At 70.8% G+C, this 17,792-nt stretch carries 18 protein-coding genes; 9 read left to right on the top strand and 9 right to left on the bottom strand.

Annotated features, from left to right (window positions below; translation table 11 throughout):
• Positions 1-32 precede the first annotated feature (32 nt).
• Entirely contained in the window at positions 33-623 is a 591-nt protein-coding gene (locus HHL19_RS07725) for a peptidoglycan recognition family protein (protein WP_169086967.1), read from the bottom strand.
• A gap of 289 nt (positions 624-912) precedes the next feature.
• On the opposite strand from HHL19_RS07725, the gene HHL19_RS07720 reads away from it, so the two are divergent.
• The 5 genes from HHL19_RS07720 (at position 913) to HHL19_RS07700 (ending at position 5,069) form a co-directional block, all read left to right on the top strand.
• A complete protein-coding gene (locus tag HHL19_RS07720) occupies positions 913-2,325 on the top strand; it encodes a family 2B encapsulin nanocompartment shell protein (protein WP_169086965.1) in 1,413 nt (470 codons plus the stop codon).
• Positions 2,326-2,520: 195 nt separating this feature from the next.
• On the top strand, positions 2,521-3,570 hold the full coding sequence (locus HHL19_RS07715) for a family 2 encapsulin nanocompartment cargo protein polyprenyl transferase (protein WP_169086964.1): 1,050 nt from the start codon (positions 2,521-2,523) through the stop codon (positions 3,568-3,570).
• Positions 3,571-3,719: 149 nt separating this feature from the next.
• Positions 3,720-4,307 (top strand): dihydrofolate reductase family protein, encoded by a 588-nt coding sequence (locus HHL19_RS07710; protein ID WP_169086962.1) that lies wholly within the window; start codon positions 3,720-3,722, stop codon positions 4,305-4,307.
• A 36-nt stretch (positions 4,308-4,343) separates the two neighbouring features.
• Positions 4,344-4,598 (top strand): hypothetical protein, encoded by a 255-nt coding sequence (locus HHL19_RS07705; RefSeq protein ID WP_169086960.1) that lies wholly within the window; start codon positions 4,344-4,346, stop codon positions 4,596-4,598.
• 42 nt (positions 4,599-4,640) lie between these two features.
• Positions 4,641-5,069 carry a DUF6304 family protein gene (locus tag HHL19_RS07700; RefSeq protein ID WP_169086958.1) on the top strand — a complete coding sequence of 143 codons (429 nt, stop codon included), beginning with the start codon at positions 4,641-4,643 and terminating at the stop codon, positions 5,067-5,069.
• A gap of 80 nt (positions 5,070-5,149) precedes the next feature.
• Here the strand turns inward: HHL19_RS07700 and snpA are convergent, their stop codons facing one another.
• Positions 5,150-5,827: a snapalysin gene (snpA, locus tag HHL19_RS07695; RefSeq protein WP_169086956.1), complete on the bottom strand. Its 678-nt coding sequence runs from the start codon at positions 5,825-5,827 to the stop codon at positions 5,150-5,152.
• A 189-nt stretch (positions 5,828-6,016) separates the two neighbouring features.
• On the opposite strand from snpA, the gene HHL19_RS07690 reads away from it, so the two are divergent.
• Positions 6,017-7,030 carry a LysR family transcriptional regulator gene (locus HHL19_RS07690; RefSeq protein WP_169086954.1) on the top strand — a complete coding sequence of 338 codons (1,014 nt, stop codon included), beginning with the start codon at positions 6,017-6,019 and terminating at the stop codon, positions 7,028-7,030.
• On the opposite strand, the gene fabV is transcribed toward HHL19_RS07690, so the two are convergent.
• Entirely contained in the window at positions 6,970-8,187 is a 1,218-nt protein-coding gene (gene fabV, locus HHL19_RS07685; protein WP_169086952.1) for an enoyl-[acyl-carrier-protein] reductase FabV, read from the bottom strand. The two genes, HHL19_RS07690 and fabV, sit on opposite strands and share 61 nt — an antisense overlap.
• Before the next feature lie 216 nt (positions 8,188-8,403).
• Positions 8,404-8,841 carry a MerR family transcriptional regulator gene (locus HHL19_RS07680; protein ID WP_346768531.1) on the bottom strand — a complete coding sequence of 146 codons (438 nt, stop codon included), beginning with the start codon at positions 8,839-8,841 and terminating at the stop codon, positions 8,404-8,406.
• Between the two features lie 453 nt (positions 8,842-9,294).
• Here HHL19_RS07680 and HHL19_RS07675 point away from each other — a divergent pair, with 453 nt between their 5' ends.
• On the top strand, positions 9,295-10,785 hold the full coding sequence (locus HHL19_RS07675; RefSeq protein ID WP_169086933.1) for a SulP family inorganic anion transporter: 1,491 nt from the start codon (positions 9,295-9,297) through the stop codon (positions 10,783-10,785).
• A 369-nt stretch (positions 10,786-11,154) separates the two neighbouring features.
• Here the strand turns inward: HHL19_RS07675 and HHL19_RS07670 are convergent, their stop codons facing one another.
• From HHL19_RS07670 to HHL19_RS07650, 5 genes are all read right to left on the bottom strand, one after another.
• Entirely contained in the window at positions 11,155-12,177 is a 1,023-nt protein-coding gene (locus HHL19_RS07670) for a hypothetical protein (protein ID WP_169086931.1), read from the bottom strand.
• Between the two features lie 123 nt (positions 12,178-12,300).
• Positions 12,301-12,651 (bottom strand): ASCH domain-containing protein, encoded by a 351-nt coding sequence (locus tag HHL19_RS07665; RefSeq protein ID WP_169086929.1) that lies wholly within the window; start codon positions 12,649-12,651, stop codon positions 12,301-12,303.
• 106 nt (positions 12,652-12,757) lie between these two features.
• Positions 12,758-13,564: a hypothetical protein gene (locus HHL19_RS07660; protein WP_240981471.1), complete on the bottom strand. Its 807-nt coding sequence runs from the start codon at positions 13,562-13,564 to the stop codon at positions 12,758-12,760.
• 373 nt (positions 13,565-13,937) lie between these two features.
• A complete protein-coding gene (locus tag HHL19_RS07655; protein WP_169086927.1) occupies positions 13,938-14,468 on the bottom strand; it encodes an NUDIX domain-containing protein in 531 nt (176 codons plus the stop codon).
• Between the two features lies 1 nt (position 14,469).
• Entirely contained in the window at positions 14,470-15,825 is a 1,356-nt protein-coding gene (locus HHL19_RS07650) for a tetratricopeptide repeat protein (RefSeq protein ID WP_169086925.1), read from the bottom strand.
• Positions 15,826-16,048: 223 nt separating this feature from the next.
• Between HHL19_RS07650 and HHL19_RS07645 the strand changes: the two genes are divergently transcribed.
• A complete protein-coding gene (locus HHL19_RS07645) occupies positions 16,049-16,798 on the top strand; it encodes a hypothetical protein (RefSeq protein WP_169086924.1) in 750 nt (249 codons plus the stop codon).
• Between the two features lie 81 nt (positions 16,799-16,879).
• Complete coding sequence (locus tag HHL19_RS07640) at positions 16,880-17,791, top strand: phosphotransferase (protein WP_169086922.1); 912 nt, start codon at positions 16,880-16,882, stop codon at positions 17,789-17,791.
• The last annotated feature ends 1 nt before the right edge of the window (position 17,792 follow it).

Raw genomic sequence — 17,792 nt, 5'->3', positions numbered from 1 at the left:
GCGTGGCCCGGGAGCCGCGCCGGCTGCCGGGCTCAGCGCAGCAGGTCGGCGATGCGCTCGCGCATCGACGCCATGCCGAAGCCGCGCGGGTCCACCTTCCCCGGCTGCCACTCGCGGTGGCCGATCACCGAACGGTGGGTCCAGCCGTGCGCCCGGCAGAGTGCGGCCGACGCCTTGGCGATCGCGACCAGCTGCACCTTGGGCCAGGGGTCCTCGCCGTCGCCGAGGTTCTCGCACTCGAAGCCGTAGAAGTGGCGGTTGCCGTCGGTGGTGGCCTCGTCGTCCACCGGCAGGGCGTGCTCGGCGATCACGGCGCGCAGCACCTCGTCGTCGCCGAGTCCGGCGTGGTTGGCGCGCCCGTGGCCGACCAGGTGGACCGTGCCGTCCTTGGCGATGACGCCGTGGCACAGCGGGCCCGGCAGCCCCGCGTAGCCGTCCCGGCAGATGCGGACGGTGTTCGCGGTGCCCCGGGTGACGGTGTGGTGGATCATCACCCCGTGCACCGGCCCCCAGGGGCCCTTGTGGTTCCTGTTGTGGGTGGACCAGTCGCCGACCTCGACGACCGAGAGGCCCTCGCCGCGCAGTGCGGAGAGGACCCTGCTCGCGGACAGCGGAACGGCCATGGCGTGCTCCTTCCAGAGGGAGTACGGGACTTCCGGAGTACCGGAGTACCGGAGTTCCGGACTTCCGAACTTCCGGAGTACTGGACTCCGCTCCTCCGATGCCATGCGTTCGAGCCGTGTGCGATCCGAACCGGACAGCCCGGCCGAGTTCCGCGCTTCGCCGTCCGGCCGGAAAACGGGTGACATGCCCCGAAGATCGCCGAACAGTCCCACCCGATTGTGTAATGGCGTCGGCACGCTCCGTGCTGAAAGGCTTCCTTCGCAAGCCAGACGTACGAGAGGGAGTTCCATGTCCGTTGGTTCGGTTGGCGACGAGGTCCTCGCGGAGCAGGCCCCGCAGCAGAGTCTCGGCACCTCCGCCGCGCGGAACCTCGCCTCGACCACCAAGTCGGCCCCGCAGATGCAGGAGATCACCTCCCGCTGGCTGCTGCGGACGCTGCCCTGGGTCGAGACCAAGGGCGGTGCCTACCGGGTCAACCGGCGGCTCAGCTACTCGGTGGGCGACGGCCGCGTCACCTTCGTCCAGACCGGCGACCGGGTCGCGGTGATCCCCGCCGAACTGGGCGAGCTGCCGGCCCTGCGCGGATACGAGGACGAGGCGGCCCTCGCCGAGCTCGCGGCCCGCTGCGTCCAGCGCGACGTCGCCGCCGGCGAGGTCATCGCGGTCGCCGGCTCCCCGGCCGACCGCGTCTACCTCCTCGCGCACGGCCGGGTCGAGCAGCTCGGCGAAGGCCCTTACGGCGACGAGGCGGTGCTCGGCGTCCTCGCCGACGGCTCCTACTTCGGCGACGCCGCCCTCCTCGACGAGGCCGCCACCTGGGACTGGACCGCCCGCGCCGCCACCGCCTGCACGGTCCTGGAGCTCACCCGCGCCGACCTGACCGCGCTCGCCGCCCGCGCCGGCTCCCTCGCCTCGCACCTCGCGGGCGTCGCCGGCCGTCCGGAGCGGGCTGTCAACGGCTACGGCGAGGCCGCCATCGACCTCTCCGCCGGGCACGTCGGCGAGGCCGTCGTCCCGCACACCTTCGTGGACTACGAGCCCGCCCCGCGCGAGTACGAGCTGAGCCTCGCCCAGACCGTGCTCAAGGTGCACACGCGCGTGGCGGACCTCTACAACCACCCGATGAACCAGACCGAGCACCAGCTGCGGCTCACCGTCGAGGCCCTGCGCGAGCGCCAGGAGCACGAGCTGGTCAACAACCGGGAGTTCGGCCTCCTCGCCAACTGCGACTACGGGCAGCGGATCCAGCCGCACGACGGCGTCCCCGGCCCCGACGACCTCGACGAGCTGCTCTCCCGCCGCCGCGGCTCCAAGCTCTTCCTGGCCCACCCGAAGGCCATCGCCGCGATCGGCCGCGAGCTCAACCGCCGGGGTCTGGTGCCCGAGACGATCGACGTGGTCGGCACCCGGATCCCGACCTGGCGCGGGGTTCCGATCTACCCCTGCGACAAGATCCCGGTGACCTCCGCCGGCACCAGCTCGATCATCTGCATGCGTACCGGCGAGTCCGACCAGGGCGTCATCGGCCTGCACCAGACCGGCCTCCCCGACGAGGTGGAGCCCGGTCTGTCCGTCCGCTTCATGGGCATCGACGAGCAGGCGATCATCTCCTACCTGGTCACGACCTACTACTCCGCCGCGGTCCTCGTGCCCGACGCGCTCGGCGTCCTGGAGAACGTCGAGATCAGCCGCCGCCGCTGAACCCCGGGCAGGACGCCTGAGCCCCGGGTGGGCCGGGGCCCCACCCCCGGCCCACCCGGCCCACCCGACCCAGCAGGCCCAGCAGGCCCATCCGACCCATCAGGTCCCCGCCCCCGCCCCCGCCGTGAACGCGCGACACCAGCCTGATGCTCGGCCGCGGTGGACGCGGTCGGCTGTGAAGAAGGACGACCAGACGTGACCCTGACGAGCGCGGCCCCCGTCACCGACGGGCCGGGCGCCGTGGCGCTCCTCGACCGTACGAGGACCGCCGTCGACCCCCAGATCCGCTCCACCGTCGAGACCCTGCCGGGCTCGATACGCCGTGTGGCGATGTACCACTTCGGCTGGGAGGACGCCGACGGCGCCCCCGCCGCCGGCCAGGCGGGCAAGGCGATCCGCCCCGCCCTGGTCCTCGCCGCCGCCCGTGCCCTGGGCGCCGAGGAGGGCGGGGCGGTGAAGGCCGCCGCCGCCGTCGAGCTGGCGCACAACTTCACCCTGCTCCACGACGACATCGTCGACGAGGATCCGACCCGCCGTCACCGGCCCACCGCCTGGACCGTCTTCGGCATTCCCGACGCCCTGATGGCCGGCGACGCCATGAACGCGCTGGCGCTCCGGCTCCTCGTCGAGGACCCGCACCCCGCCTCCTCCGCGGCCGCCGCCCGCCTCGCCGCCTGCGTCATCGAACTCTGCGCCGGCCAGCAGGCCGACTGCGCCTTCGAGACGCGCGGCCCCCGCGAGGTCTCCCTCGACGAGTGCCTCGCCATGGCCACGGCCAAGACCGGCGCCCTGCTCGGCTGTTCCTGCGCCCTCGGCGCGCTCTACGCGGGTGCGGGGGAGGAGGAGGTCGCGGCGCTCGACGCCTTCGGCCGCGAGGCCGGGCTCGCCTTCCAGCTGATCGACGACCTCATCGGCATCTGGGGCGACCCCGAGCGGACCGGCAAGCCGGCCGGCGCCGACCTGGTCGCGCGCAAGAAGTCGCTGCCGGTCGTCGCCGCGCTCGCCTCCGGCACCGCCGCCGGCGAGGAGCTGGCCGAGCTGTACTCCCGTACGACCCTGGACGAGCGGGCCGTGCGGGCCGCGGCCGCCGCCGTCGAGCGGGCCGGCGGCCGGGACTGGGCGCAGGCCCAGGCGGCCGAGCGGATGGGCCGCGCCGTCGAGCACCTGGCGCGGGCGGTGCCGGACCTCTCGGCGGCCGGAGACCTGCTGTCCCTCGCGGAGTTCGTGACGCGAAGGAGCCGCTGAGGAAGCCGCCGAGGAAGTCGCCGAGGAAGCCGCTGGGGAAGCCGCCGAGGAATCCTTCCCTGAAGGGGTTGCGTGACCACTACAGATGAAGCACTATGTCTGTCGTGGTCGCGCTCGCGGTCACGCCCCCGAAAGAAACAGGACCCGGCTTGCGCAAGCTCACCTACTTCGTCGCCTGCACCATCGACGGCTTCATCGGCGATCCGAAGGGCGACGCCACCTCCGCGTACTCCTACGTCACAGGGGAGTTCCTGGAGTACCTCACCACCGAGTACCCCGAGACCGTGGCCGCCCCCGCCTGGCCCGTCGTCGGCATCGAGCCCGGCACGCCGGGCCGCCGCTTCGACACCGTGATCCAGGGCCTCGGCTCGTACCGGGTCGGCCTCGACGTCGGCGTCGCCAGCCCGTACGCCCACCTCCGCGAGTACGTCGCCACCCGCTCGCTCACCGAGTCGCCCGACCCGAACGTCGAGCTGATCGCCGACGACCTCGTCGGCCGGATCCGTGAGCTCAAGGCCGAGGGCGGCGGGCTCGACATCTGGCTCTGCGGCGGCTCCACCATCGCCGGCGAGCTCATCGAGGAGATCGACGAGCTGATCATCAAGACCTACCCGCAGGTGTACGGCTCCGGCATGCCGATGTTCGGCGCCGGCTTCGCGCCCCGGGACTTCGCGCTCGGGGCCGTCCGCGCCTTCGACAACGGCGTGCTGGTCCGCACGTACACCAGGAAGCGGTAGCGGGCGGACCGCCCCGGGGCGGCCTACCCTGGACGTATGGGTGACGAGACGCCCCGTACGACCCGGGACCCGCTGGCCGCGCCGAAGTGCCCGGCCTGCGGACGCCCGCTGGCCACCGTCGCCACTCGGCACAAGGTCCTCGGGGCCTGGGTGCCCGAGTGGGAGGTGCAGCCCTGCCGCAACCCCGCCTGCCGGCTCTACCGGCCGGTGGATTCCGACGGCACGGAAGCCACTACCACGCAGGTCACCGGCAAGAACGGCGAGAACGGGAGAAGTCCGGCCACGGGGTGACCGGCCGCGCGCCGGAGCCGGTCATACCGCTACAGTCCGCGCATGTCATCGGAGTCGACAGAAGTCTGGACCGGCTGGTACCGGGACCGCCGTGGTGCGGAAGCGATCGTCATCACGGCCGACGGTGGACACGTCACCGTCCGCGTCAGGGGAATCGAGTACACGGGTACGGGATTCGCCGCGCTCACCGCCGCGGGCGAGGGCGGGGAGGGCGGGGAGGTCCTCACCGGCTGCGTCCTGGAATGGGACCTGCCCCTCCCCGTCGTCGCCGGCGGCACCACCCAGGAGGCCACGCTCGCCTGCCTGCTCACCCTCGGCGAGCGCGCCGACCTCAGCCTGACCCTGCACTACGGCGGCACCGCCATCGAGGCGGTCGTCGCCGGGGGCGACTTCGAAGGGGCGCTCGCCCGGCTGCGCGGCCAGCTCCCCGAGGGCGCCGCCTTCGGCCGACGAGTCCTGTCGGCCGTGTGACGACGACGCCCCGGGTCGGGCCTGAAGCCGGTCAGTCCTGAAGGCGGTCGGACCTGAAGGCGGTCGGACCTTGGAGCCGGTCAGCCCTTGAACGCGGAAGCGAGCCCGTAGCGCCACAACTGGTCGACGCGGGCCCGCTCCTGGGAGTTCGGGGTGGCGTTCTGGCAGGAGGTGCCGGGGCCGCCGCCCGACATCAGCTCGCTGCACGGCCCGCTGTAGTGGTCCGGCAGGCCGAGCACGTGCCCGGTCTCATGGGCCGTCACACGGGTGGAGTTGTACTGCTGGTTCTGCCGGTAGTCGAGGAAGATGTAGCCGCGGCCGTGCCCGTCGGTGCTCGCGTACGAGCCCCGGGAGTCGTTCCCCTCGTAGTAGCGGAAGTCCGGGTTGGAGCCCTCGACGAGGCGTACGTTCGCCACCGAGCTGTTCCATATCTGCGTGGAACGGGCGATCTGGGTACGGAAACTCGGCGCGTTGGAAGCGCTGTAGACGACGGTGACGGCCGCGGCGGCGCTCGGGTTCGCGGCCCGCTTCTTCGCCACCGACGCCATGACGGCGTCGAAGAACGCCCGGTTGGCCTTGGCGTCCTCGGCCGAACCGGCGTAAGCGGCATAGGCGGCGGGGGAGTTCGCGGTCGCGGCGGTGTCGGTCGCGGCGGTGTCGGTCGCGGCGCCGGCCGGCGCGGCGGCGCCGAGCGAGACCGCGAGACCGAGCCCGAGGGCGGCGGTCAGGGTGCGGGTGAGGACCTTGGGGTGTCGCATGGGGGGCTCCTCCTGATCGGGGTCGGGAGAGAGTCTCGGTGCGCGCGGGTCCGCCGGGAAGAATGCCACTCCCCGATAACACGACCACATCACCGACCATGGCGACTCCCCAATAGGCGTCATTTTCATGGGAGTTGAGCGGATCCGGCCGTCTGGTGCGGGACCGGAACCGCACCCTACGCTCGGTCCATGGAGCTGGAGGTGAGACACCTGCGGGCGCTCTGCGCCATCGCGGACACCGGCAGCCTGCACAAGGCCGCACGCCGACTCGGCGTGAGCCAGCCCTCCTTGACCACCCAGCTGCGCCGCATCGAGAACGCGCTCGGCGCCGAGCTCTTCGCCCGCGGCCGCACCGGCTGCCACCCCACCCCGCTCGGCCGCTCCGTCCTCAGCCGGGCCCGCCCCCTGGTCGACGGCATGGCCGCGCTCGTCACCGAGACCCGCGCCGAGGCCGCCCGCGCCGACGGCCCCCGGCTCCGGGTCGGCTCCACCGCGAGCCGGGCACTACCGGGCTGGCTGCGGCGGCTGCGCGCCCGCTTCCCCGGCACGGACGTCGGCCTGCGCGTCGACGTCTCCGCGCGGACGCTGCTGCGCGAGGTGGCGGCCGGCCGCCTGGACGTGGCCTTCGTCCACGAGGTGGAGGGCAGCCCCCTCGCCGTGCCCGAGGGCCTGGACCACCGCGTCCTCGTCGCCCGCGAGCCGCAGTTCGTCTCCCTCTCCCCGGCCCACCCGGCCGCCGCCCACCCCGTCGTGGACCTCGCGGACCTGGCCCGCGACCACTGGATGGTCGACCCGGCGGTGGACGGCGAATGGGACGGGTTACGCCGCGTCCTGACGGCCGCCGGGATCGACCCGCCGCTCCTCCACGGCGACTACCACACCGCCGCGTCGCTCATCGCGCTCGGCGAGGCGGTGGCCCCCTGCCAGCCGACCTCGGTCCCCCGCGAGGACCTGGCGGTCCGCCCCCTCCGCGGCGACCCGCTCGCCGTCCGCCTCCTCCTCTACGCCCGCCCCTCCACCCCGCTGGCGCCCCTCCACGCCGCCCTCGCCGACGCCTACCGCGAGGCGGCCCGCCTGGCGCCCCCGTACCGCGCCTGGCTGGCCGCCGGCGGCACGGCACCTCCCTGCCTCACCCTCCTGCCTCACACTGGCCTGACGGCGGGAGCGGGCCAGGGCACGTCGGTCTCGACGGCGGCGGAGTAGTCGACGCCGGGGACGGAGAAGCCGTAGAGGCGGCGGACCTCGTCCCCGAACCAGTCGAGTGCGGCGAGCCCGGCGACGGAGTCGCTGGTGGCGGCGGCCCAGCGCGCGGCGACGGCCTCCTGCACGGCGGGATCGAGCTCCCAGGTGTCGAGGCGGACCCGGCCCTCGTCGTCGAGGTCGAGGGGGCGGGCGCCGGTCAGCCGGTCCCACAGCTCCACCAGCTGGCCGATCGGGGCCACCATGGCCTCGCCGAGGACACCGCGCAGCAGCCCGACGTACAGGGCGATGCCGGGGATCGCGGTGGAGGACTGGGTGACGGCGGCGGCGTTGACCGAGGTCACGGCCCGCCCGCCCAGGGTCTTGGCGAGGCGCTCGTCCAAGGCGCGTGCGGTGGCCTCCAGATGGGCCTTCGCCGCGCCGATGGTGCCCTGCCGGTAGATCGCCGCGGTGAGCGGCGAGCCGATGTAGGACAGGGCGGCGGTGGTGAAGCCCTCGGCGAGCAGGGACCGGTCGGCCAGGAAGGCGACCCACCGCTCCCAGTCGGCGCCGCCCATCACCGCCACGGTCTGCTCGACGTCGTCGCCCTCGGCCGGCGCGGTGGTGACCTCCTTCACCTCAGGCCCGCCGTGCTCGTCGAAGACGAGCGTCTTGGTGGTGTACGACGCCCCGACCGGCTTGAGCACCGAGGCGTACGCCTCGCCGGTCTCCGGATCGGTACGGCGGGGCGCGGCCACGGAGTACACCAGGTAGTCGAGCCGTCCCCCGAACCGCTCGACGAGCAGTTCGGCGACCTGCTCCTTCACCGCGTCGCCGAACGCGTCGCCGTTGAGGAACACCATGTCCCGCCCGTACCGGCGGGCGAGCCGGGCGGTGGCGTCGGTGCGGTACCAGCCGGCCGTACCGGTACGCCGCCCGGGCGCCTTCTCGAAGCACACGCCGATCCCGCGGATGCCGACCCGGGCCAGCCCCGCGACCGTCGCCGCCAGCCCGTACCCGGCGGACGATCCGACGACCAGCGCGACCGGGCCCTCACCCGGGTCCCCGACCGGCTCGGGAACGGCCCGCCACATCTCCTCCACCAGCCGGCGGCAGCCCTCGGGGTGCGAATCGAGGAACAGAAAGCCCCGACTCCTGGCTTCGATGACACGCTCGCTCACGCTGTGATTCCCCCAGATGTCGTCACGGACAAGACCGCGGCGGCGACCCCGGGACCGCCCCGCCCCGCCAGTCTCCGCCCGCCCGGCCCCCCGTATTGATCTTGCCCACGACAACGATCCCCACCAGGACTTGGAGGTTTCCCACCAGGACTTGGGGGATCTCCGCCAGGCCCAGGCCCAGGCCCAGGCCCAGGCCCAGGCCCAGGGCGTCGGGCGTCAGAGCCGGGCCGAGGGCGTGTTCCGTTCCAGGCGGGCGCGCAGGGTGCCTTCGAAGTCCTCGGCGCGGGAGAGCTGGACGCGGAGCTTCTCGACCTGTTCGGCGGCGGCCTGCTGGTAGGAGCGGACGCGTTCCAGGAGGGCGTCGCGCTCGTCCGGGGCGAGGACGGCGTCCGCGTCGGTGGCGGCGTTGGCGTCCGCGTCGAGGCGATCGGTGGCGTCGAGAAGGTCGCGCATCTGGTCCAGGGTGAAGCCGAGCGGCTTCATGCGGCGGACGACCATGAGGCGGGCGACGTCGTTCTCGGTGTAGAGGCGGAAGCCGCCCTGAGACCGCGCGGAGGGAGTGACGAGGCCGGTCTCCTCGTAGTGGCGGATCGTCCGCAGGGACAGCTCGGTCCGTGCGGCGACCTCGCCGATCTGCATGTGCTTGCCGTCCACGCCGTGGCTCCCCTGGTCCTTCTCCTCGTCGGCGGTCTCGGCCTCGCGCCCGCCGCCGATCCCTACCCTAACGTTAGGGTAGAGTTGCTGATGGTGAGAGCGCCGTGCCGCTGCTCCACCGTTGCCCTGCCGGGGCCGATGGCGCCCCCGGCGAAGTTCCGATTCTCGCAGGAGAGAAGCGTGTGCGAGCCCATGCCGCCCGCCGCCTGCCCGCCGTGAGGCTTCGCCCCCGGACGTGAGTCCGGCCGCGCGGACAGCCCTTCCCGGCCCAGGCCCCGGCCCGACCCCGCCCCCTTCCTCCTCCCTCCTCCGACTTCCGGTTCCGCATGTCGCGGTGCCGCCCGCAGAGCGCCGGCCCGGCTGCTCCGCGCCCTCCCGCACGTCCCGGCCTGCCGAACGGGGTGTGCCCGAGCACGACAGGTTCCGTCTCCCTTGTCTTCCGCTGCCACTGCCGTGTCCCCGGCCTCGCGCCTGCGCGGCCTGAAGCCCGACTGGATCTCCGACCCGAAGGTCTGGCGGACCGAGGTCCTGGCCGGCCTGGTCGTCGCCCTCGCGCTGATCCCCGAGGCCATCTCGTTCTCGATCATCGCGGGCGTGGACCCGGCGATCGGTCTGTTCGCCTCCTTCACGATGGCCGTCGTCATCTCGATCGTCGGCGGCCGACGGGCGATGATCTCCGCCGCGACCGGCGCCATCGCCCTGGTGATCGCACCGCTGAACCGTGAGCACGGCCTCGGCTACCTCGTGGCCGCGGTCATCCTCGCGGGCGTCTTCCAGGTCGTCCTGGGCGCACTCGGGGTGGCGAAGTTGATGCGGTTCATCCCGCGCTCGGTGATGGTCGGCTTCGTCAACGCGCTCGCCATCCTGATCTTCATGGCGCAGGTCCCCGAGATGCGGAACGTCCCCTGGGCCGTCTACCCGCTGATCGTCGGCGGTCTGGCGCTCATGGTCCTCTTCCCGAGGATCACCACCGTGATCCCGGCACCACTGGTGTCCATCGTCATCCTGACCGTGATCACGGTCGGCGCGGCGATCGCGGTGCCGACCGTGGGCGACAAGGGCGAGCTGCCGTCCTCCCTGCCCGTGCCGGGCCTGCCGGACGTGCCGTTCACGCTCGACACGCTGACGACGATCGCCCCGTACGCCTTCGCGATGGCGCTGGTCGGCCTCATGGAGTCCCTGATGACCGCGAAGCTGGTCGACGACATCACGGACACCCACTCCAACAAGACCCGCGAGTCCATCGGCCAGGGCGTCGCCAACATCGTCACCGGCTTCTTCGGCGGCATGGGCGGCTGCGCGATGATCGGCCAGACGATGATCAACGTGAAGGTCTCCGGCGCCCGCACCCGCGTCTCGACCTTCCTCGCGGGCGCGTTCCTGATGGTGCTGTGCATCGTCTTCGGCCCGGTCGTCTCCGACATCCCCATGGCCGCCCTGGTCGCCGTCATGGTCATGGTGTCGTTCGCGACCTTCGACTGGCACTCCATCGCCCCGAAGACCCTCAAGCGGATGCCGGCCGGCGAGATCGCCGTCATGGTGATCACCGTCGCCGCGGTCGTCGCCACCCACAACCTCGCCATCGGCGTCGTCCTGGGCTCCGTCACCGCCATGGTCATCTTCGCCAAGCGGGTCGCCCACCTCGCCGAGGTCACCGCCGTGGTCGACCCCGACGGCAGGACGGTGGTCTACCGGGTCACCGGCGAGCTGTTCTTCGCCTCCTCCAACGACCTGGTGGGTCAGTTCGACTACGCCACCGACCCGGACAAGGTGATCATCGACCTGAGCTCGGCGCACATCTGGGACGCCTCCTCCGTCGCCGCCCTCGACGCGATCGAGACCAAGTACGCCCAGCGCGGCAAGACCGTCGAGATCACCGGACTCAACCCCCCGAGCGCTCACCTGCACCGCAAGCTCACCGGCGAACTCACAGCCGACCACTGACCGCCCCCGCCTCCCCGCCTCCCCAGGACCCCGCCCCACCCACGGGCGCCGTCCTCGTCCGCCACCGGTAAGGGCCTTGCCCCCCGAACGCACCGAAGGGGCCCCGCCGCTCGTGACGGCGGGGCCCCTTCGGCAGGAGGGAGAGAAAGCCTGGGTCAGGCCTTCTTGGTCTCCTAGTAATGGGCCGGGTCGGTGACCTGCGGCGATGACGGCCGCAGGTCGCTGACCTGGCCTTTTGCTGTTGGGTGGCGATGGGGTGCGACGGTCTTGATCGGGTGTCCTGCGGACTGTGTGCGGACTGGTACGCCGCCCGTGTGTGCCCCAGTCATGCAGGGTGTGACGTGAAGTGCAAGCAGTGCAGGCACGGCGCTACTGCCGCAGGATGCTCATGATCTCGTCCGCCTTTGCGACCGCAGCGCGTGGTCCGTACACCGCCATCGCAGCGAGTACAGCAGCGGCACCCGCGAGAACGGCATCAACACCTGCCGGAAGGCCCATCAGTACGCCAAGACATAGGGCACCGGCTGCGGCGACGACCACAACCATCAAGCGGAGCCCTTCTCTGTTTGCCACCGGGATGGTGTCGCGCAAGCTCTGCTCGGGCAGCAGCGTGCTCACGTTGCCAGCCGCAAAGCTGTTCCCGATCTTCGCTAGAAGCGCCGCCAGGCTACGGAGGGCCGCATCCCCCTTTGCGTCGACCTGGGCCTCGGCCAGTTGGATCTTGGCCACCACGAGAGCAGCGTGCTGTCTTGCGTTGCGTTGCCGTGGAGAGCCGCGACCGACACTGTTCGAGATGCGATGGACGCGTAGCAGCGACCGGCGAACGGTTGAGCAAGTGTCGTCCAGGTGGCGGAGCGCTCGGTGCCTGTCGCTCGTACCGGATTTGGACACCGCGTCGCATGCCTCGATAGCCGCCATGATGGAGAGCAATAGCCTGTAACCGGCTATGGCTTTGCTGCGCCGGGCCGCCCACATCAGCAGGGGTAGCGCCACCGCAGCGAGTATGAGGGCGGAGGGGCGCAGGCTCGGCTGCACCTCTTGCGTCTCGATCGTCTTGATGACCGCCATCAAGAGGTCACCCAACCCGAGGCCGGCTGCGAAGGTGAGCAGCCAGTAACGCAGTTTCACGGACCCAGCGGTCTTCTGGCCAGCCTCGCGGAACGACTGAATCGGAAGGTCTCCCAGGCCAAGATGGCGGAGTGCCTCAGCTGTTGGAGTCATGTCCCGCTCCGCGACTGCGGCGTTCCACGCTGACCACCGCGCCTGTATGGGCTTGATCCGGTGCGCGATCCAAGCGGCGGAGCGGTAGGACGCCACCACGATTGAGGCGAGGAGCATGCCCCCGATCAGTGATCGCTGAACGGCGGCTGCACGCTCCCAGTCAATATTCATGGGGGCGATCCTGGCGTAGAACGCTGACAGCCGTGGTCCATCCGACCTAACCGATGATAGGGCGGTGACGTCTACGGAGAAGAGGTAGCGACGCCACGGGGCAGACGCCCTGCGGTGTCCGACTCAGATGCGCTCGATCTGGATGGCGAGCGCTCCAAGGGCCTCCTTCTCGGGGCCGTAGATCGTGCGGATGATGGCGAGCTGCTGGTCGCGGGTGGCGGTCGGGTTGACGTTGGAGGGGCCTTCGCCGTCGAGGAGGGCCTCGAAGTTGGGGTACTCGGTGACCCGGAGGACTTCGACGTCGCAGGTCTCGTTCATGCCCTTGATGCGGAAGCGGATGGTGTCGCCGGCGGCGAGGTCCGCGAGGTGCGGGTACTTGACCCGCACCTCGATGGTCTTGGTGCCTGCGGCGACGAGTTCGAAGTACTGGCGGTAGAGGTTGAGCTCGCGGACGCGGGCGGTGCGGTCGGTCATCGGGAGGAACGCTCCTGGAGGACGGTGCGGCCATCAGGCGGCCGTGTACGAACTCGATGAGGTGGTTGATCCTAAGTGGGCCTTCTTGGGGGGGCGATCCGCTTGCTCAGTCGTGCCTCTGAGGCACTGGCACGAGTGAGCGTGGAACATCGGCTGAAGTGCCGGAACCGGATGTGTGGACTTCGCTCTCCGCTGAGGGCTCGGACATGGGAGCTGCGAGGCGGGGAAGGTGCCGCAAGGCGGTGGGGATTCTGCCTGTTGCCAAGTAGGGAATCTGCACTACGAGGTAGATCAGCGGAGCGAGGAGAAGCAAGTATTCGGCGCTGAGCCCAAGGGCCTTGAATCCCGCGATCAGCCCGACTCCGGTTAGGAAGGCCAGGAGGTGGCCCAGAACCATACGCCACGGGAGTGACCCGCCTACTGCCACAGATTCTGCAGGCACGGATTCTGTCGCGGGGACCATATTCAGGGGCTCCTGGCGCCCAAGGGCGTCGATCAGGTGCACGATGTGCTCCGCGAGCACCTTTACCTGGGAACGATCACGAAGGCTGGTCTCGAATGCGCTCTCCAGCTGCTGGGACATGGCGGCGCACTGCGTCAGCAACGCTGCGCGCGTTCCTGGCTTGCGGGAGACACCGAACTGGGCGTACGTCATGAGTGCGTCGCTAAGTCTGTCTACGTTCCTACTGAGCTGTGCCGTGGTCACGGAGGTTGCTTGGTTCTCGTCTGCCTGGGTCTGGCAGGCAACGAGAGTGCTCACGGCAGCCCACTGGACGTAGGCAGGGGATCGCCCTCGTTTGACGGCTATCAGGTCTAGTTGGACGTAAAACGCCGTGAGCAAGAGGAACGCATACGACGGCAGCCACATCTCCATGGCCATGGCCCACTGGTGCTCCACGAGCATGGTGAGCAAAGCGCCCGTGCTGATGGTGACGAGGCACAGGAGAAGGAGAGAGACGGAAACCATTCGACGCCCTCGCCCAGCCAGGTCCCAGACCTTCAGCTCGGCCTCGCCCCATTGCTTCGGATGTTGGATCCCCAGCCCGTTCAGCGCTTCTTCGGCTTCGCGAATCAGAGTCCGCACCCGTGTGTGCGTCCGGCCCCGCAGGGAGGAAGCTCGGTTGAGTACGCGTCCTGGCTTTCTGACGGGGCGGGCGACAAATACGAAACCGGACAGAACTGCGGTGGGGGTCACAAGAGTGGTTAGAGCCGACATGGCTGCATAGAAGTGAATGAGGAGATTCAACACCGGTCCCTTCAGTCCCTACGGGGGTACGGGTCCTCCTCTACCTCCAGCCGTTGAGGGAAACCTCCGGGCCTCCCGCGAGGTACCGATGGAGGGCGCTTGAAGTGGTGTCCACGAAGTTCTCGGGGATGGCGTCGGCGTCGACCCAGCGGACCTGGGAGTGCTTGCGGGGTTCGCGGTTTTCGGGTTCGCCGGTCCATTCGTGGGCGGCGAAGACGACGGTGAGGAAGCCGTTGGGGGCTTCGACGCCCCAGGCGCCGTGGATGATGTGGGCGACCTTGAGGGACTCGGGCTTCACCGTGAGGCCGGTCTCCTCGTACAGCTCTCGGACGGCCGTCTCGGTGATCGGTTCGCCCGGCTCGCTCTTGCCGACGGGGAGGTCCCACAGGCCCTGGGCGAACTTGGCGTTTTCGCTGCGCTGGAGGAGGACGACGCGGTTGGTGGTCTTGTCGTGGACGATGACGGCGGCGACCAGCAGGGTCATGGATTCGAGCGCCGGCTTGAGGGCCTTCGGCTGGTCGTCGGTCTGCTGGATCACGGTGTTCCCTTCGTCGGGCGGGCTGTTGGGCATGTTAGGCGAGGGCTTCGCGGGCGCGGCGGGCGAGATCGGCGGCGCCGGGCACTTTGCGGCGCTGGTAGACCGCGAGGGTGGAGCGGATCGAGGTGATCGCCTTGCGGGTGCGGTCGGAGGTCATGCCCTCCATGAGGACCAGGGCCTGGGTCCAGGCGGCGACGGCCTCGTCGGCGCGGGCCTGGGCGGCGAGGCTGTCGCCGAGGTCGGCGTGGGTGAGGGCGTGGACGCGCTTGTACTTCTCGGGGTCCCAGCGGGTGAGGGCGTCGCGGTGCTGTTGTTCGGTGCCGATGTGGTCGGCGAGGTCGGTCAGGGTGCGGGCGGTGTGGCTGGCCACGGTGCCGGCGGTGGGGCCGCTCACGTGGGAGTAGCTGGGCTGGGGGCCGTCGTCCCGGAGGAGGGCGTCCTCGGCGGCGAGCAGGGCGCGTGCGGCCGATGGGTTCTCGTCGGTGGCGGCGTAGGCGCGGGCGTGGGTGATGTGGAGGAGAGCCTCGGTCTGGCCGTCGACGTGGCCGAGGCCGCGCTTCAGGGCGCCTTCGACGAGGTCGACGCAGTGGTGGGGCTGCTTGAGGCTCAGGGCCTGGTGGGCGAGGGCGCGCATCATCCAGGCGGCGTGGCCGTGGGGGTCGGCTTCGCAGGCGAGCTTGTAGCCGACCTGGTAGTAGCGCTGGGCGGCGCCTTCTTGGCCCAGGTCGTGGTGCTTCCATCCTGCGAGGTAGGCGAGTTCTGCGACGGCGCCGAAGGCGGCCCGGCGTAAGGCTTCGCTGGGGAAGCGTCCTCGCAGCATGGGGGCGGCGGTGTCGGCGAGGTACGCGGTGACGGTGGTCAGGCCGTGCCCGCCGCCGAGGCGCTCGTCGGCGGCGCTGAAGGCCGCGGTGATCTGGCGCACGACGTCCACGTCCTCCGCGCCGACCAGGGACGTGCCAGTGCGGGCGCGAAGCATGCGGGCTGTAGCTTCGTGGTCGTAGCCGAGCGGCATGGCGACGCCAGCCGTGGTGAAGGCCGCGATGGCGAGGAAGCGGCGGCGCTCGACGTCGGCGCGGCCCAGGTCGGTGGCGGCGAGGACGGGGTCGGATTCCGTCGGCGCTTCGGCGGCGTCGGCTTGGAGGCCAATCTCGGTCTGGGTGACCGTGCGCCCCGCTCGGCGGGACAGCGCCTCGGCCAGGTACTGGCCTACCCGGCCCGACGGGGTGCGGGTGCCGTTCACCCAGTGCGAGATGGCCGACTTGTTGGTCTGGAGGATCTCGCCGTTCTCTGCGGCGATGCGCCGTACGTCTCTGGCGAGGGCCTCGTAGGTGCAGTCGACCGCTGCGATGACGTCCCGCAGACGGGAATTGCGGTCTCTCTGCGCCGCCACGATCGCCTCCGCTCTGGAGCTGTAAACCGCGTATACCGCTTCAACTGCCTTCCACCGTACCCACTGAGCGTGACCACCGGTTCACTTATCAGCAGCCGCCCGGAACGGCGCGACCGTGATCCAGGCTCCCCCTTGGTCCGGGCGGCACCCCGAAGTCCCGTACGCCCACACCAGGCTCGGGCATTCCTGTGCCCGAACCCGGCCAATCAGAGACGGAGACACGGTGACCACCATCGACACCACGGCCATCACGGTCGAGCTGTCCGAGGCGTTCGACCCGCGCTGGGGCCGCCTGCCCGGCATCCAGGTCGACGGCCGGCGCATCACGATCGACCCGGCCGAGTACTTCTTCCGCTTCGAGTCGAACACCTGGCTCGTCGCCGACTGGGAGCTGGTCAAGTTCCAGCTCCTGGACGTGGACGAGACGACCGAGAGTGCGGTCGAGCAGCTCGCGCTCGACTTCATCAAGCAGCACAGTGAGTCCACGTCCGACGCCGCCCGTGTCCTGGCCACCGCGTACGAGGTGTACGCGTACCTCTTCCGCGAGGAGCACCTGGCCGGCCTCGGCTTGCCGCAGATCACCGCCGAGCACCTGCGGATGCTGCGCGAGGCGGCCACGCTCATGGCGCTCAACAAGGTCGAGCTGGACGGGCACATCTCCAACGTCGGCCCGTGTTGGTTCTTCCCCGCTGCCACCTCCGTCGTCTTCGACCTGGACGACGAGATGGGCGGGATGCTCGACGAGGCCTACCACGGCGGCTGGTTCAACGAGCACCGCCGCATCGAGTCCATCAAGGCCCACGCCGCCCTCGGTGGCCGGCTTGTGCACGGCTGCCAGTCCGTGCCGGACCAGTCCGGCGGCGTGGTCGCGCCCTACGGTGCCTCGATGGCGAACTTCCGTGACGACCTCGCGGCCTTCAAGGCGGGCTGGATCGAGCAGGTCTACGCCCACCGCGTGAGCCCCGCCGCGTAACCCACCACCCGATCAGGCTCCGGGGCGGGCCGGCATCTCTCGCCCGCCCCGGACGCCACCACCCCTCTCCGGAGCCCTCACGTGACCACGAACCCCAGCGCGGAACTCCTCGACAACCTGCTCACCGCGACCGGACAGACCACCGCCGTACGGGAGGAGGTACGCGTGTGGTCCATGTCCGGCGTCGAGCGCGTCACCTTCCCCGATGGCTCCACGGCCATCTTCAAGTACGCCAAGAAGCCCTTCGACAGTGAGGACCAGGCCCTCCGTCTGGCCCATGCCCTTGGCGTTCCCGTTCCCCAGGTCCACGCCTCCGCCGTCCTGGACGGATGGCTCGGCATGCTCATGGAGGACCTCGGACCGTCCGTCCGCGAGGCCGACGACCTCGACGGCGTCGCTGCGGCCGTGATTCTGCACGGAACCCGTACGGCTCCGCCCTTGCCCGCCCTCGACCAGGACCGGCTGCGGATGCTCCCGGCCAGGGCGCTGGAGCACCTCGAACGGCTGCGCAAGGCCGACCGGTGGCAGGACGCCGACGATGTCGAGGATGCGCTCGACCGTATCGCCAAGGCCGCCGAGGCTCGCTCGGCCGGAGCGACGCTGGAGCCGTTCGGCTGGGTGCACTCCGAGTTTCATCCCACCAGCCTCCACATCGGCGAGCGGGGCTGGCGGCTGCTCGACTTCGCCCGCGCCTTCACCGGCCCCGGCCTGCTCGACCTCGCCAGCTGGCACGGCACCATCGAGCCCCCGCACCCCTTCCGCCTGCGCGTCTTCCTGGAGCAGTACGTCACCGCTGGCGGCACCCCCGACGCCCTCGCCCCGCGCGGCGGGCTCACCGCCGAGAACTGGGCCCTGGGATGGCACCGCATGTGGGCCGTCGAGTGGTTCATGGAGCAGTCCATCCGCTGGATCAACGACCCGGCCACCGACCCCGCCTACATCAAGGCCGTCCGCCGCCACCTCACCGACGTCCTCCACCTCCTGGAAATCTGAC

This window comes from Streptomyces sp. R302, assembly GCF_012927245.1.
GTDB lineage: Bacteria > Actinomycetota > Actinomycetes > Streptomycetales > Streptomycetaceae > Streptomyces.
The sequence above is the reverse complement of the archived record's forward strand: the minus strand, read 5'-3'. Positions and strand labels throughout refer to the sequence as shown.